General features: G+C 56.5%; 10 protein-coding genes, 3 pseudogenes and 1 riboswitch. Of the genes and pseudogenes, 8 read left to right on the top strand and 5 right to left on the bottom strand.

The window, feature by feature from the left end; genetic code table 11:
* Positions 1-33: 33 nt before the first annotated feature.
* Positions 34-1,146 (top strand): iron-sulfur cluster carrier protein ApbC, encoded by a 1,113-nt coding sequence (gene apbC / locus C2E15_RS13840; protein WP_104957885.1) that lies wholly within the window; start codon positions 34-36, stop codon positions 1,144-1,146.
* 6 nt (positions 1,147-1,152) lie between these two features.
* Here the strand turns inward: apbC and fucO are convergent, their stop codons facing one another.
* The 5 genes and pseudogenes from fucO to C2E15_RS13810 all read right to left on the bottom strand — a co-directional run bounded on the left by fucO (position 1,153) and on the right by C2E15_RS13810 (position 8,989).
* Positions 1,153-2,301, bottom strand: a complete 1,149-nt coding sequence (gene fucO / locus C2E15_RS13835) for a lactaldehyde reductase (protein ID WP_104957884.1) — start codon at positions 2,299-2,301, stop codon at positions 1,153-1,155.
* Between the two features lie 199 nt (positions 2,302-2,500).
* Positions 2,501-2,956, bottom strand: a complete 456-nt coding sequence (locus tag C2E15_RS13830; protein ID WP_104959184.1) for a GNAT family N-acetyltransferase — start codon at positions 2,954-2,956, stop codon at positions 2,501-2,503.
* A gap of 328 nt (positions 2,957-3,284) precedes the next feature.
* A pseudogene (torA, locus tag C2E15_RS13825) lies at positions 3,285-5,761 on the bottom strand (trimethylamine-N-oxide reductase TorA).
* Complete coding sequence (locus C2E15_RS13820) at positions 5,758-6,924, bottom strand: NapC/NirT family cytochrome c (protein ID WP_104957883.1); 1,167 nt, start codon at positions 6,922-6,924, stop codon at positions 5,758-5,760. Before C2E15_RS13820 ends, torA begins: the two are co-directional and overlap by 4 nt.
* A 646-nt stretch (positions 6,925-7,570) precedes the next feature.
* On the bottom strand, positions 7,571-8,989 hold the full coding sequence (locus C2E15_RS13810; protein WP_104957882.1) for a sugar porter family MFS transporter: 1,419 nt from the start codon (positions 8,987-8,989) through the stop codon (positions 7,571-7,573).
* Positions 8,990-9,279: 290 nt separating this feature from the next.
* Between C2E15_RS13810 and eco the strand changes: the two genes are divergently transcribed.
* The 7 genes and pseudogenes from eco to C2E15_RS13765 all read left to right on the top strand — a co-directional run bounded on the left by eco (position 9,280) and on the right by C2E15_RS13765 (position 14,963).
* Positions 9,280-9,777, top strand: a complete 498-nt coding sequence (gene eco, locus C2E15_RS13805; RefSeq protein ID WP_104957881.1) for a serine protease inhibitor ecotin — start codon at positions 9,280-9,282, stop codon at positions 9,775-9,777.
* Positions 9,778-9,834: 57 nt separating this feature from the next.
* Complete coding sequence (locus tag C2E15_RS13800) at positions 9,835-10,071, top strand: putative hemolysin (protein ID WP_104957880.1); 237 nt, start codon at positions 9,835-9,837, stop codon at positions 10,069-10,071.
* Positions 10,072-10,241: 170 nt separating this feature from the next.
* Entirely contained in the window at positions 10,242-11,321 is a 1,080-nt protein-coding gene (gene mltB / locus C2E15_RS13795; RefSeq protein WP_104957879.1) for a lytic murein transglycosylase B, read from the top strand.
* 187 nt (positions 11,322-11,508) lie between these two features.
* A riboswitch (TPP riboswitch) is annotated at positions 11,509-11,603 on the top strand.
* Positions 11,604-11,670: 67 nt separating this feature from the next.
* Positions 11,671-12,660: pseudogene (locus C2E15_RS13790) on the top strand (integrase); the annotation flags it as partial.
* A 408-nt stretch (positions 12,661-13,068) separates the two neighbouring features.
* Positions 13,069-13,476 (top strand): hypothetical protein, encoded by a 408-nt coding sequence (locus C2E15_RS13780; protein WP_104957878.1) that lies wholly within the window; start codon positions 13,069-13,071, stop codon positions 13,474-13,476.
* Positions 13,477-14,062: 586 nt separating this feature from the next.
* Complete coding sequence (locus tag C2E15_RS13770) at positions 14,063-14,605, top strand: type IV secretion protein Rhs (protein ID WP_104957876.1); 543 nt, start codon at positions 14,063-14,065, stop codon at positions 14,603-14,605.
* A 2-nt stretch (positions 14,606-14,607) separates the two neighbouring features.
* Positions 14,608-14,963, top strand: a pseudogene (locus tag C2E15_RS13765) (putative T6SS immunity periplasmic lipoprotein).
* The last annotated feature ends 28 nt before the right edge of the window (positions 14,964-14,991 follow it).

Below are 14,991 nucleotides of genomic sequence, written 5' to 3'. Positions count from 1 at the left end.
GACATAAAACAACCTGAATCACGAGGAGAAGGGATGAGTTCACAATCCCACGGGGCGCTTTCGCCCGATACGCTGCGCGCGATGGTCGCCGGCACATTGACGACTTTCGAACATCCGACGCTGAAGCATAATCTTACCGCCCTCAAGGCGCTGCACCATGTCGCGCTGATGGACGGCAAGCTGCATATAGAGATTAAAATGCCCTTCGCCTGGGGCAGCGGCTTCGAGGCGCTGAAAGAGCAGACCAGCGCCGACCTGCTGCGCATTACCGGCGCGCAGGCGATTGACTGGCGCCTGAGCCACGATATTGCCACCCTGAAGCGGGTGAAAAACCAGCCGGGCGTTAACGGGGTGAAAAACATCATCGCCGTCAGCTCCGGCAAGGGCGGCGTCGGTAAATCCAGCACCGCAGTCAATATGGCGCTGGCGCTGGTGGCCGAAGGGGCGCGCGTGGGCATTCTTGACGCCGACATCTACGGCCCGTCGGTGCCCACCATGCTCGGCGCGGAAGATCAGCGTCCTGCCTCGCCGGACGGCAAGCATATGGCGCCGATTATCTCGCACGGCCTCGCCACCAACTCTATCGGCTACCTGGTGACGGAAGACAACGCCATGGTGTGGCGCGGTCCGATGGCCAGCAAGGCGCTGATGCAGCTGCTGAATGAGACGCTCTGGCCGGAGCTGGATTACCTGATCCTTGATATGCCGCCTGGCACCGGCGATATTCAGCTGACGCTGGCGCAGAACATCCCGGTTACCGGCGCCGTGGTCGTCACCACGCCGCAGGATATCGCGCTGATTGACGCGCGCAAAGGCTTCGTGATGTTTGAAAAAGTAGAGGTACCGGTACTGGGCGTGGTGGAGAACATGAGCATGCATATTTGCAGCAACTGCGGCCACCACGAAGCGATCTTCGGCAGCGGCGGCGCTGAGCTGCTGGCGGAGAAGTACCATACCCGCCTGCTTGGCCAGCTGCCGCTGCACATTACGCTGCGTGAAGATCTGGACGCCGGCGAGCCGACGGTGATCCGCCGCCCGGAAAGCGCCTTTACCGCGCTCTACCGCGAGCTGGCGGGCGCAGTGGCCGCCCAGCTCTACTGGCAGGGCGAAATCATCCCTGGCGAAATCGCCTTCCGCGCCCTCTAAGCCGTTCTACAGCGCCTGCCGATAGAGTGCCCGTACCTGCTCACGCGTAGCGGTACGGGGATTGGCGGGCGCGCAGGGATCGGCCAGCGCCTTATCCAGCCAGCCTTCGATATCCTTTTCTTCGATGCCTAACTGCCGGAAACCGGCGGGAATGCCCACTTCGTCAGCCAGCTGGCGCAGCGCCGCTACTGCCGCCTGGCTGGCGGCTTCATCATCCATAGGCGTGGTGTCGACCCCCAGCGCGACGGCAAGGCGGGCGAAGCGTTTAACGCTGGCTGGCCGGTTAAACGCTGCCACCACCGGCAGCAGGATGGCGTTGCAGACGCCGTGCGGCAGATTATGCGTGGCGCCCGGCTGATGCGCCAGCGCATGTACCAGCCCCAGCCCGGCGCTGTTGAAAGCCATACCCGCCAGATACTGCGCGCAGGCCATCATCTCCCGTGCCTCGCGATGGCCGCCTTCCGCTACTGCCACGGGCAACCAGCGCCGGATCAGGGCGATCGCTTCCAGCGCGCAGGGATCAGTCAGCACATGCGCCCCTTTAGAGACGTACGCCTCCAGCGCGTGGGTCAGCGCATCCATACCGGTAGCGGCGGTGACGTCCGGCGGAATGCCGAGCATCACCGCCGGATCGTCGACGGCGATATCAGGGATCAGCTGCGTGTCGATAATCACCTGCTTGATCTGGCGCGCGCTATCGGTAATCACCGCATTGCTGGTGGCTTCAGCGGCGGTGCCGGCGGTGGTATTGATGGCGACCAGCGGCACGCCGGGATGGCGCACCTTGCCGACGCCTGCATAGTCGACCGCTCTGCCGGGGTTGGCGGTGAGGATCTTAATCGCCTTGGCGGTGTCGATCGGGCTGCCGCCGCCGAAGGCGATAAGAAAATCGCACTGCCGCTGACGAAAGGCGGCCAGCCCCGCCTGTACCTGCTCCTCGGTGGGGTTCGGTGCTACGCCGCTGAACAGGGCGTAGGGGATGTTGTGGCGCTGCAGGCCGTCGGTGAGGCCCTGCGTTAGCCCCAGCTCAGCCAGCTGCCCGTCGGTGACGATCAGCGCTTTGCCCCAGTTTTTCTGCGCCAGTAGCTGCGTCAGATCGCTAATCGCCCCGTAGCCATGCAGGCTGATGCCCGGTAACGCCAGTTGAAAGCTCATGGTTTTCTCCCGTAATCACGAAAATGGCTGCCGTTGCGGCCTCCTTTGATGAGGGACACACTAGCGGCGTTCGGCGCGGGAAACCTTTCCCGCACGGTCAGCCCGACGGGAAAGGTGGCAGTAGAGGTAAGAATGGCGGGGAGAAGCTCACGCTTTTACAGTGTTAATTAAATAAGTTAAATATTATCAGTATGTTAAGTCAGGCGCTCTCCGGTTTTTTCGACCAGGACGAGGACTTTTTAAAGTGCATCAGCACATATTTTCCCTGCTCGCTTTCCCCCTGGGAAACGATCTGCCAGCCGTGGCGCAGATAAAAATTCTGCGCGCGGCTGTTTGCCAGTAGACACTTTAGCGCGCCGGTGGCGGTGAAGCGTGCCTGTACCGCCTTTAACAGCGCGCTGCCCGCGCCACGGCCCTGATAGTGCGGATCGATAAACAGGCTGTGCAGGAAATTATCATTCTCCAGATACGCGGCGAAGCCCAGGCGATGTCCATCTTCTTCGGCGACCAGCACGTTTTCGCCTAACACCACCTGGTCGAAATCTTCCAGCTGCCACGCGCTGGAATCAAGCCAGCTCCAGTTCGTCTTACGCGAGGCGAGGAATAGCGTCCGCAGAAAAGGGCGGTCGCTTTCAGTAAAGGGACGGATGCGCACGGGGGTCTCCTTATGCAGCGCGCTGATACAGCAGATGTTAATAAAATTAGCATTGTTCGCCAAAAGCGCCGAAGGCGGGGCGATCGGCTGCGGGAAAATTAACCCGCGGCTGGAGGCGCGTCACGTTTTGCGCGCCGGGCACGGGTGAAAAGAGACTTATGCCGCAACGTGCTGAAAGAGAGGGGACGTCAATGAGGTTTACGCCGCCGTGTGCCGTAAGAGGAGCGTAAAGAAGGCTTATGCCGCAATGTGCCGGAAAAGGGGCATAAAACCTGCAACAGGCGGCGTCTGAACAACAGGCCCGCGGGAGCGCGGGCCTGCAGCCCGATCAGGCCACGCCGGGCGGCGCGGCGTGCGCGTGGTTCGGCGGCGGCTCGCCCTGATATTTTTCAATCTCCAGCTGCGCCATATGGCCGCAGTTGCCCTGCGCCAGCATCGAGGTGCCGATATCCACGGTCAGGCAATTGACGTTGCCGTTGCGACACAGTGCGCCGGGCTGCGCAGGATCGGCCGGATCGTACCAGGCGCCTTCGCTGATGCGCACCACGCCGGGACGGATATCGGCGGTCACCACCGCGCCCACCAGGATCTGGCCGCGATCGTTAAAGGCGCGCACCAGATCGCCACTCTGAATGCCGCGCCGGGCGGCGTCCTGCTCATTAATCAGGATCTCTTCGCGGTCAGCGACGGCGTGCTTATCGCGCAGCGGGGTATTGTCCAGCTGGGAGTGCAGCCGCAGCGCGGGATGAGCGGTATTCAGCGATAGCGGCCAGCGCTGCGCCATCTCGCCGCCGCGCCACTCCAGCGGCGGCAGCCAGCCGGGCAGGCCGGGGCAGTCGGGATAGTTCATGGCTGCGATGCGTTGCGAGAAGATCTCAATCTTGCCCGAAGGCGTGCCGAGTGGATTAAGCAGCGGATCGGCGCGAAAATCAGCGAAGCGCACCCACTGTTTGTTCGCTTCCGGGATCGGGAAGCGGATATAGCTGTTCGATTGCCAGAACATATCGAACGGCGGCAGCGCCACGCCGGCGGCACGCGCCTGGTTTTTCATATTGTCGTACATCGCTTTCAGCCACAGCATCTCATCCTTGCCTTCGGTAAAGGCCTGCCCGACGCCGAGGCGCTCCGCCAGCGCGCGGAAGATATCGAAATCGTTGCGCGCCTGATGCTGCGGCGCCACGCACTGATGCATCGGGAAAACATAGCGCTGTGAGTAGTCGCCGCCCATCTCCAGATCGTTGCGCTCATAGCTGGTGGTGCAGGGCAGCACGATATCAGCGTGTTTGGCGGTTGCCGTCCAGTAGGGCTCCTGCACCACGATGGTTTCCGGCCGCCGCCACGCCTGCAGCAGATTGTTGGTATCCTGATGGTGATGAAAAGGGTTGCCGCCCGCCACATAGACCATTTTCACCGCGGGGTAGGTTATCTGGCGGCCGTTGAAGTGAATGGTCTTGCCGGGGTTGGCCAGACAGTCGGCGATGCGCGCCACCGGAATTGGCGCGGGCGCGTTAGCCGGCGCGCTGCCGGCGCTGATACCGGAGATAATGCCGCCGCGCGCCGTCGGGCTGCCGCCAGAGGAGTAGTGATAGCTGAAGCCGAAGCCGCCGCCCGGCAGGCCGATCTGGCCCAGCATCGCCGCCAACGTCACCAACAGCCAGTGCGGCTGCTCGCCGTGATGCTGGCGCTGAATGCCCCAGCCGGCCATGATCATGGTGCGTTTGCTTGCCATCTCGCGTGCCAGCTGGCGAATGGTCTCTGCCTCAATGCCGCAGAGCGCGCTGGCCCATTCGGCGCTTTTCACTACGCCGTCGCTTTCGCCCAGCAGACTGGCGCGGAAGCGGTCGAAGCCGACGGTATAGCGCTGCAGAAACGCCTCGTCATGCCGTTTTTCGCTCAGCAGCGTATGGGCGATGCCCAACATCAGCGCGGAATCGGTATAGGCGTGCGGCGCGATCCACTGCGCGCCCAGATCTTTCGCGCCCGGCTGATAAACCGGATCGATGCTGATCACGCGCGTCCCTTTCTTCGCCAGCTGCGCGAAGCCGTCGAGCCCGACATGATCCGGCACGTTCCAGCTGTTTTTCAGCGTAGTGTGCGGGTTGCAGCCCCAGAGGATCACCAGCTCGCTATGCTCAACCACGTTGGGCCAGCTGGTCTGCTGCTCATAAACCTCCATTGAGCCGACGACGTGCGACATGATCACCTGCGCTGCGCCGGTGGAGTAGTCGCCGCTGTAGCTGAGGAAGCCGCCCGCCAGGTTCATCAGCCGATGTAGCAGGGCGCGGCAGTTATGCAGCATGCCGGTGCTTTTCCAGCCGTAGGATCCGGCGTAAATGGAAGAAGGGCCGTAGGCGTGCTGCAGACGTTTGATCTCGCTGCTGACCAGCTCAAGCGCCTTATCCCAGCTGACCGGCACCCAGGCATCGCGCCCGCGTCGCTCAGGATGGCTGCCGGGGCCGTTTTCCAGCCAGCTTTTGCGTACCATCGGCGTTTTAATGCGGTTCGGCGCGTAGAGCTGCCAGGGCGCCATCTCAATCAGCGCGTTGGGCGCCGGGTCATCCGTTACCGGCTGCACGCCGACCATGCGCCCCTGTTCGATAATGGCCTCAAACGCCCCCAGTGAGCGGCGGTCAGCACCCCTTTTTGTGCCGGGCGCAGCGCGGTGAACTGCGGCAGCGCTTTACCGATCGCCTGCGCCAGGGCGGATTTGCTGTAGCCGAAGTGCAGGGCACCGGCCGCCATCAGGCCGCCGCCGGCCTGAAGAAAACGCCGCCGGGACCAGGCGGGCAAAAGATCTTTTTTCATTGTTCGCTTCCCTGTGGGTTAATGCTGTCGCTGGCATGTTTTTGCGCATACTGCGTCAGCAGGCGCAGTTGCTCTTCGTTCAGCGAGGTGCGCGGCGCCATACCTTTCATCACGCCGATCCATTGATTGGCGGTGAAGTGATCCAGCGCGGTCAGACCGTGACAGCCGGTGCAGTTGGCGGACATCAGGCCAGCGGCGTACTGCCAGATTTTCTGCCGATCGTCGATTAAGATGCGGGTCGGCAGCCAGAGCGTCAGCGACACCCGATCCCAGCGCTGGCCGGTTTCGCCATCGGTTTGCCCACCGTTGACGACCACCTGTTTTGCCGCCGCGTCATCCAGTACCGCGCTCATAATGCGTTTGCCGGGCGCGGCATAGATGGCGCCCGGCACATCCTGCTGACGCCAGCCGTCCAGCCGCGCCTGTAACTGTTCGCCGTCGCGCCGCAGCACGGTGATTTCGGTAGAGGGAAACAGCGTGCCGTCAGGTGCAGCACTTTCCGGCGCCAGCCGGAAAGGCTGCGTGGCGACGGCGTAGAGCCGGGTCGCCTTGTCCGATGTATGGGCTGCCGCCGCCAGCAGCTGCGCTGCGCCGCTGGCGTTGCTGTCGCTCATATCCGGCAGGATATGCGCCACGCCGCGGTGGCAATCGATGCAGTTTTGTCCGTCGCGCATCGCCACGGGATGCGCCTGGCGCGCTTCAGGGCGCTGCGCCAGCGTATCCATCGCGTCAAAGCTATGGCAGCTGCGGCAGGTGGCGGAATCGTTGGCTTTCATGGTTTTCCACACCGATTCCGCCATCTCCAGTTTGTGGGCGTTATATTTCTCTTCGCTGTTGATTTTGCCGCCGATCTCGCCGACCACATCTTTTAGCGCGCCCGCTTTGGTCAGCAGGTAATCGACCGGCTGCGGCGGCACGTGGCAATCGGCGCACTCCGCGCGGATGCCGGCCGGGTTCTGAAAGTGGATGCTGCCCTGATATTCCGCCAGCGGGCGTTGCATGCTGTGGCATGACACGCAGAATTCGCTGTCGCTGGTTTTATGCATCAGGGTGACGCCGCCGGCGAACAGCGCCACGCCCGCCATCGCCCCCAGTAAAATCACCCCCAGCACCGGCCAGCCTTTCAGCCATGAGATGCCGAAAAGGCGCCTTTTCCTCGCCATGTAACCTCCTGGTTATCGTTATTATTGAACGGGCTGTCGTGCCCGTTAAAAAGCAGTTCTGTATACCTCTAAATGGTTAAATCAGGATTGTGCGGTATCAAAAAAGCGGGGGTTTAGGGCCGATGAAAAGCATAAGCGTGACGCTGCCGGCATTATGCGGCGGGCAGGTGAAAACGGCTGACGGCCGGGCAACGGCAGGGAATCTGCGAGGGCCAGGGGCAGGTAAGCAGATGGGCAGGTAAGCAGATGGGCAGGTAAGCAGATGGGTAGGTAAGCGATGGGTAGGTAAGCAGATGGGCAGGTAAGCAGATGGGTAGGTAAGCGATGGGTAGGTAAGCAGATGGGTAGGTAAGCAGATAGGTAGATAAGCGATGGGCAGGGAGCAGATAAGCGTGCAGGCAGGTAAGCAGGCCCTCACGGTTGGATAAACAGGCAGGCGATGCCGCTGTAACAGGCCGTGCCGGTAGTAGCAGATCGCAGTTATCCGCCGCAACCGCTCGCTGCAGCCAGCCGAAATTGCCATTTATAGTTACAACATACTGTAAAAGGAGAGAGCGATCAGCGAAACAGGGATAACGCCATTAGCTATGCGGGCCGGCAGGAAAAATGCGCGCTTCCTTATTTGTCGCTAAGGAAGCGCACGGGATTACTGCCCCAGGTCACGCAGCTTCTTGCCCGACATCAGGTTTTTCTCGATATGCTCCAGCGTCACGTTTTTGGTTTCCGGTATCAGCCAGAAGGTAATGACCACAAACGCCAGGTTAAAACCGGTATAGAGCCAGAAAGTGCCCGCTGCGCCGATGGTGTCCAGCAGCGTCAGGAAGGTGGCGCCGATAATCATATTGGCGATCCAGTTGGTGGTAGTCGAACAGGTAACGCCGAAGTCGCGGCATTTCAGCGGCTGAATTTCCGAACAGAGGATCCAAACCACCGGCGCGGCGCTCATGGCGTAACCGGCAATACACATCATTGTCATGCCAACCGAAAGCCAGGAAAGCCCGGTAGAGATTTCGCCGCGGCCCGCCTGCATCAGGCAGTAGCCCAACACCAGCGTGGCGAACGCCATCACCGTAAAGCCAATTTTCAGCACCGGCTTGCGGCCCGCTTTATCCACGGTAAAGACCGCAATCAACGTCGCCAGCATAAAGGTCAGGCCGACCACCACCGTCGCCATCATCTGCTGTTGGGTATTGCTGAAGCCCGCCATTTTAAAAATCTGCGGCGCGTAGTACATGATGATGTTCATCCCGGTGAACTGCTGCATCGCCTGCAGTAGCATGCCGAGAAATACCGCGCGGCGTACATTGCCGTTGCGGCGGAACAGCGTCCAGCCACCCTGTTTCATCTGCAGGCTTTGGCGGATCTCGTTCAGTTCGGCGCGCGCTTTTTCCGAGGTATCGCGCAGCATGCGCAGCACTTCTTCCGCTTCGATATGCTGTCCTTTCGCCGCCAGCCAGCGCGGGCTGTTGGGCAGGAAAATCACCATTGCGAACAGTACCACCGCCGGCAACGCCAGCACGCCCAGCATTGCGCGCCAGTTGCCGCTGTAGCTCAGCGCAGTATCGGAGAGAAAGGCCAGCAGAATGCCGAAGGTGATCATCAGCTGATACATGCTGATCATCCTGCCGCGAATATTCTCGCTGGCCATTTCAGAGAGGTAGAGCGGGGCGGTATAAGAAGCGATGCCCACGGCGACGCCCAGCACCACGCGCGCCGCCAGCAGCAGTTCAAGGCTGTTAGCGAAGGCGGAGCCGAGCGATCCGAGAATAAACAAAACCGCGCCGGCCATCAGGCTATATTTGCGTCCCAGACGCGAGGAGACCCAGCCGTTACACAGCGCGCCCAGCGCCGCGCCGAGCATCATGCTGCTTACCACCCACTCCTGTTGATGGCTGGTAAGCGAAAAGTGGTGGGTAATAAAGGGCAGCGCGCCTGAAATCACGCCGATATCCAGCCCAAACAGCAGGCCCGCCAGCGCGGCGGAAAAGGAGATAAACAGATTCATACGACGCACCTTGCGTCTGTGCGTATCGGCAATATCTAAACTATTGTTTACATAAGACATTTTACGGCTCCGGATTAGAATGCTGCATCATACGGCAACATACAGAATTCTCCGGGGCGGGCGTGATGTTAAATGGTCCATAGAGATGGATATTCCTGCTGCTGACGAGGGTTTTGTGATGCAGATCGCGCTTTATCCCCACCTTAGCGGCGATAAGCGTGATCCCGCTTTGGAATCCGCCTGAATGGCGCTTGCGCTTTTTTATCCGACATTATGGGTTATCTTCAGCGTTAAATAGGGTTATCCTGTTTCAGCATGGTTTATTAAGTTGGAAAAACTCTGGAATAAAGATGAAAAAAATTGCTATCGCGCTTAGCGCGTTATTTATCGCCGCCTCGGCGTATGCCGGAACGACGCCGGCCCAATCTTCCCACGCCAGCCTGGAAAGCGTGGCGCCCTACCCGGCAGCGGAGAAAGGGCAGGTCCGGCAGGTGATCTATCTGCCGCCGCAGCAGCACGAAGATCGCTATAAAGTCGAGCTGCTGATAGGCAAAACGCTGGAAAGGGACTGCAACCGGGTGATGCTGGGCGCGGAAACCGAGCAGCGCACGCTGGAAGGGTGGGGATATGACTATCTGGTGGTGAAGCGCCTGTCGCCGCCCGCTTCCACGCAGATGATGTGCCCCGATAAGCGCACCCGGCGTGAATTTGTCGCCGCGCATCTTCCGCAGGGCCTGCAGCGCTACAACAGCAAACTGCCGATCGTGATTTATACGCCTGCGGATGTAGAAGTGAAATATCGTCTCTGGCAGGCGGATCCCGCTATCAGCGATGCGATAAAACAGTAATCATTGTGCCGCGCCGCTGGTATCCGGCGGCGCGGGCCTGAGCAACGAGCAAGCAAGATGAAAAAGAGCCTGATGTTTTTCGCGGCGGCCATGCTGGCTGGCTGCAGCGGCGGTCCTTCTCGCCAGGCGCCTGCGCAGAAGATCGGCATGCCCAATCCCGCTTCCGTTTATTGCGTGCAGCAGGGCGGAAAAGTGGAAATCGATGCCGCTCCGAACGGCGAAATCGGCTACTGCCAGTTTCCCCAGGGCGAACGTATCGAAGAGTGGACGCTGTTCCGGCAAAAGCCGCAGTAAAAAACCGTACAGTGCCCGCCCGACGGTAAAACTCGCGCCTTATTCGGCGGCGTTGAGACGCCGCTGCAAGCGGCTAAAAAATATTTTTCGTAAACCAGGAATTTTCTTTTACCTGGCGCAGATCCACGCTTACCATTATTCTTTTTCATCGCTGAATATATGGACTTTCAATGCGTCATCCTGGCATCCTCTTACCGCTGATTGTGTTACTGGCTGCCTGTAGCAGCAAGCCTTCCTCCCCACCGCCTGCGCAAACCGGCAACCCGTTCCTCGGCGACGGCGGTTTTTTGCTCAAGCCCAGCCATGAAATCCAGCCGCTGAACGGCGATTTCTCCGGCAACCCGGCGGCGGAGCGCTTTATCGACAAAATGGTGCAGGAGCATGGCTTCAACCGTCAGCAGCTGCAGAGCGTGCTGGCGCAGACCAAACGCCTCGACTGGGTGCTGCGGCTGATGGATCGCCAGGCGCCGACACCCAGCTATCAGGGACCGACTGGCCCTAATGGCGCCTGGATCCGCTATCGCAATAAGTTCATTACGCCGGACAACGTGCAGAAAGGCGTGGCGTTCTGGAACCAGTATCAGGATGCGCTGCAGCGCGCGCAGCGCGAATATGGCGTACCGCCGGAAATCATTGTCGGCATTATCGGCGTGGAGACCCGCTGGGGCCGCGTGATGGGCAAAACCCGCATTATCGATGCGCTGGCGACGCTCTCGTTCGCCTATCCGCGACGCGCGGAATACTTCACCAGTGAGCTGGAAACTTTTCTGCTGATGGCGCGTAAAGAGCGCGATGACCCGCTGGAATTGCGCGGCTCCTATGCCGGCGCGATGGGGTATGGCCAGTTTATGCCTTCGTCGGAAAAACTCTATGCGGTGGATTTCAACGGCGACGGCCATACCAACCTTTGGGATCCGGTCGATGCCATCGGCAGCGTGGCGAACTACTTCAAACAGCACGGCTGGCAGGCGGGCGAAACGGTCGCCGTGCCGGCGAGCGGGCAGGCACCCGGCCTGGAAACCGGCTTTAAAACCCGTTACAGCCTTGCCAGCCTGGCGGCAGCGGGACTGCGTCCTCAGGCGACCATCAACGGTAATCCGCAGGTCAGCCTGCTGCGCTTTGATATGGGCAAGTCTTATCAGTACTGGTACGGGCTGCCTAACTTCTATGTCATCACCCGCTATAACCACAGTAACCATTACGCGATGGCGGTCTGGCAGCTGGGCGAAGCGGTAGGACTGGCGCGCTAAGGCGAACGCGGTTTAACGGGCCAGGCGGATTAGCGCCTGGCTTTCCCAATGAAAAGATCACCGCCAGCCTGACGGGCCGCCGGTGGCGTCGCCACAGGGCCTATGTCAGGGTTGAGACTTGTGCGCCTGGCTTCTCGCTGGCATTATCCTGACCAGGATTAGCGAGCGGCTAATCCTGAAAATTGATTTAAATGACTCGGGGTGCCCTTCTTTGTGAAGGCTGAGAAATACCCGTATTACCTGATCTGGATAATGCCAGCGTAGGGGCCAAAACTTGGCCTACTTATCATGAAACTGATTCTCTTTTTGTCGGTGCGTAATGCACTTGAGGTACAAAAAGGATGTATTCATGGGGTACAGAACTCTTCCATACACGTTTCAGCGAAACGGCAACTACTACCTGCAAATTCGGCTTTCAAATGGCAGGATGTATAAGAAATCTCTTCTCACTGACAGCTATCGCGAAGCATCTGCTTTGATGATTGGCGTTACGCCACACATACCTTTTGTTAAATCATTAGCTACGCCGCTCCTCGTGTTCGAATCATTTTTGTCTAATCTGATTGCGTCAGAACGCAAGGCTGTGAGAAATCCACTTTTGCCCTATCAGCAGATAGCTTCTCCTGTTGAAATCGTGGAATCTCAACCGCCAGCCGAACCGGAAAAAGCGCTAACCCTCTCGGATGCATGGGCGATGTACAAAGACGAAAAGGGGCGAAACTGGACGAAATCGATCTCAATGGCAAATGAGCGCTACATGGAAGTGTTGCTAACTGTCTTGGGTGGAGAAACTAATGTCGCGGCTATCACCAAGCAGGACATTAAACAAGTGATGGAAGTTGTTGAGAACCTCCCTAAGCGAGTTGTGCAGCCTTACCGGTCAATGACAGTGCAGCAGCTGATTGAATGTGATGAAGTGCCACCAGATGATCTGGTGGGGATTGAAGCTATCCATAAGCATCTCAAAATCTACAAATTACTGTTCAAAACGTTTCTAACTGAAAGCAAAGACGTTTTGCAGAAATCGCCAACTGATGGCGTAGTGGCTGCACCTTCAAAAGCGAGATTTGGTGCTTACAGCACTGCGGAGATGAAAAAGTTTGTAGGGTGGGCGCTTGAGCAGCCCGACAACTGGCAAAAATGGATCACGTTGTTATTGGCATACACGGGAGCGAGAAGATGCGAGATAGGAAAGCTGGAGAAGTCACAGATTAAATTCGACGAAGATAGCCAGCGTTACTATTTCCTGATTGCTGAAGGCGGGCAGGGGAAAACTGAGAACGCTACAAGGCAGGTAGTCATCTATTCTAAGTTAATCGAATGGGGTTTCATTGCCTATTTCACGCCATAATGGCGAGTCTTTCAAAGTTCCCAGTCAAGTAACAAGTGTACAGTCCCTATGCGTTAATTTTGATCACAATTATTATCGAGAGATCTACCTTGTTGGTGAGGATAGTAGAGCTAAGCGTTATAGATTGTGTGACTCGTTAAAAGAAGTTAATGACATAGAAGAGGGTAGCACAGAGTCATCATTCTATTTTGGTGAGTTGTGGAAGATTCAAAGGTTTTCAGGTCACAGCAATGTCTGGTTGAAGATAAACCAAGGAGCATCATTTAAAGATTTCAGAATAAGAATTACTAACGATACTGCTGATGGAAGAGGCTTTTTCAATGAAAAAAACCTTGGGTACACACTATAAATCGGCAGTAACATATACTTCAACTCGATACATAGGTAGGAGATGTTATGGCAGGTGTATTAGCAAGCACGGCGGCGGCCATAGGGATTCTTGATAAAGCGGTAAGCATCACTCAGAAGCTGGCAAATAATAGTGATGAACTGGACAAGGCTACGCTCAAACTTGAGTTAGCCAATCTAATGGTCGAACTTGCTAACGCCAAGATCGAAGCGATAACAACACAAACGCTACTTTTCGACGCTGAACAGAAAAATAAGCAGCTTGAAGACCAGTTGAAAGATAAATCGACATTTATTTTCAAGGAGGGATTGTATTGGAAAGAGGGCGATAAAATTGCGTTTTGCCCAAAATGCTATGAAGTGAATCAGTTAAAAACACATATGGTACATCGAAATTCTCAAAAGTTAGGTCTTTATTGGATTTGTAATAACTGCAACCTTCGCAAATATGGATGAAACTTAACTAACTATAAATCCATCATCGTTGATGAAACGCATTTAAGCCTGATTTATGGCGTTATGAGCCACATAAACAGGTTAAGAGTGGTAATCGCTGCGATCATCCGTACCCATGTACCTGCGATATGCAAGTTATGCCAGCAGCTTGGCCTCGCTCCCCTTGGGTACAGTCATCCTGATAAACTTCATTGTCTGACATATCCTTATGAAGTAATTACGCTTGTTGCTAACAACTAACGGGGCTTTATGACTTCTATTGTCCAAAATCTGTTAGTTGTGCATTTTATGCTCCTTGGATACTCTGCGATTAATCCTAATAACTCAAGGGTGAGCATGGCTATCGGGAACAGACAGATTCAAGAGGAATCACCCAAAGACGGGTTAGATCGCTTGCTGGATGAGCTTGAACTCACACATGAGCAACGGGAGTTTATCGAGTCCATGCTACAAGAGGACGGGGATAGTACCAATGGGGAGTAACGCTTTCACCGTCACTGCATTTGATGAATGGCTAATGTTCGTATATAGACTATTTCGACTTATGATTTTACGATTTAGATAAATCATACAAGGAGGACGGTTTATGAGCGCACAGGCAGAAGAAGGAACATTACGCCGGATGACTTTAGGCGAGATAGCAATGGCTCGTAGGGTGTTCGGTGATTCGATAGTGTATAGCCGTGTCTGGATTCATTGCGACAGCTATTTACCATTCGGACTACAAAAACAGAACTACGCAATGACTCCAAACGGGGAGTTATGGTACAGAAAGTCGATGTACAGGGAAGATTTTTCCGCAAACTCGGTTTTCATCGAAGATAAATATGTTTTCATCCATGAGCTGGGGCATGTCTGGCAACACCAACACGGGCAATGGGTGAGAATGCGGGGAGCTTTTAGCTGGGCTGCTGAATATACCTACAGGCTGGATAAAGAAAAGCTCACTGATTACTCTCTTGAACAGCAAGCCTCTGTTTTAGCTGATTACTGGTTACTGCTGGTTTATGGGATCAGTAAGTGGTCTTACTATCAGAGACCAGGGCGCATGGGGATGTACAGGGGCGTAGATTTGTTGCAGGATGTCCCTTCGCTTTACCAGAAAATCGTAACAGGGAAGGGGCGTTAAACATGAAAAACAAAATGTTGCTGGGTGTTGTATTCCTCTTAACGGGATGCCCTGGGCCAGGTGATCGAATGGTAGATCGAGAATCTACAACGGCATTGATCAAAGATAATCAAGTTTGTGTGTTGTCACCACTGGAGCCGCAGGAACGGATCACTGCTATTCAAATCAAAAGCGATAATAGCGACTCTCTTCACAAGATTTTCGATGACAAGCCTGTTTATGTACCGAAGGGGAGTGTCTTCCTGTATTTGGATTTAAGTTTACGTCTGGGGAGCGGTATAACTTCGCGTATGACGTCCAATCTGATAAGTCAGAATCACATTTAGTCACCGCTGAACTTTCTTACCCTAAAGAATAGGGGGCAAACTGCCCCTTTATATTCATTT

Origin of the sequence: Mixta gaviniae (assembly GCF_002953195.1) — a bacterium.
In the GTDB taxonomy this organism is placed as follows: Bacteria; Pseudomonadota; Gammaproteobacteria; order Enterobacterales; family Enterobacteriaceae; genus Mixta; species Mixta gaviniae.
The sequence above is the reverse complement of the archived record's forward strand: the minus strand, read 5'-3'. Positions and strand labels throughout refer to the sequence as shown.

Bases quoted from the DNA above. Each gene is read 5' to 3' on its own strand.
- fucO (WP_104957884.1), bottom strand. From the start codon at position 2,301: ATGAGCTTTCAACTGGCGTTACCGGGCATCAGCCTGCATGGCTACGGG.
- eco (WP_104957881.1), top strand. From the start codon at position 9,280: ATGAAAAAAATTGCTATCGCGCTTAGCGCGTTATTTATCGCCGCCTCG.
- C2E15_RS13810 (WP_104957882.1), bottom strand. From the start codon at position 8,989: ATGTCTTATGTAAACAATAGTTTAGATATTGCCGATACGCACAGACGC.
- C2E15_RS13770 (WP_104957876.1), top strand. From the start codon at position 14,063: ATGAGCGCACAGGCAGAAGAAGGAACATTACGCCGGATGACTTTAGGC.
- C2E15_RS13780 (WP_104957878.1), top strand. From the start codon at position 13,069: ATGGCAGGTGTATTAGCAAGCACGGCGGCGGCCATAGGGATTCTTGAT.
- apbC (WP_104957885.1), top strand. From the start codon at position 34: ATGAGTTCACAATCCCACGGGGCGCTTTCGCCCGATACGCTGCGCGCG.
- mltB (WP_104957879.1), top strand. From the start codon at position 10,242: ATGCGTCATCCTGGCATCCTCTTACCGCTGATTGTGTTACTGGCTGCC.
- C2E15_RS13800 (WP_104957880.1), top strand. From the start codon at position 9,835: ATGAAAAAGAGCCTGATGTTTTTCGCGGCGGCCATGCTGGCTGGCTGC.
- C2E15_RS13820 (WP_104957883.1), bottom strand. From the start codon at position 6,924: ATGGCGAGGAAAAGGCGCCTTTTCGGCATCTCATGGCTGAAAGGCTGG.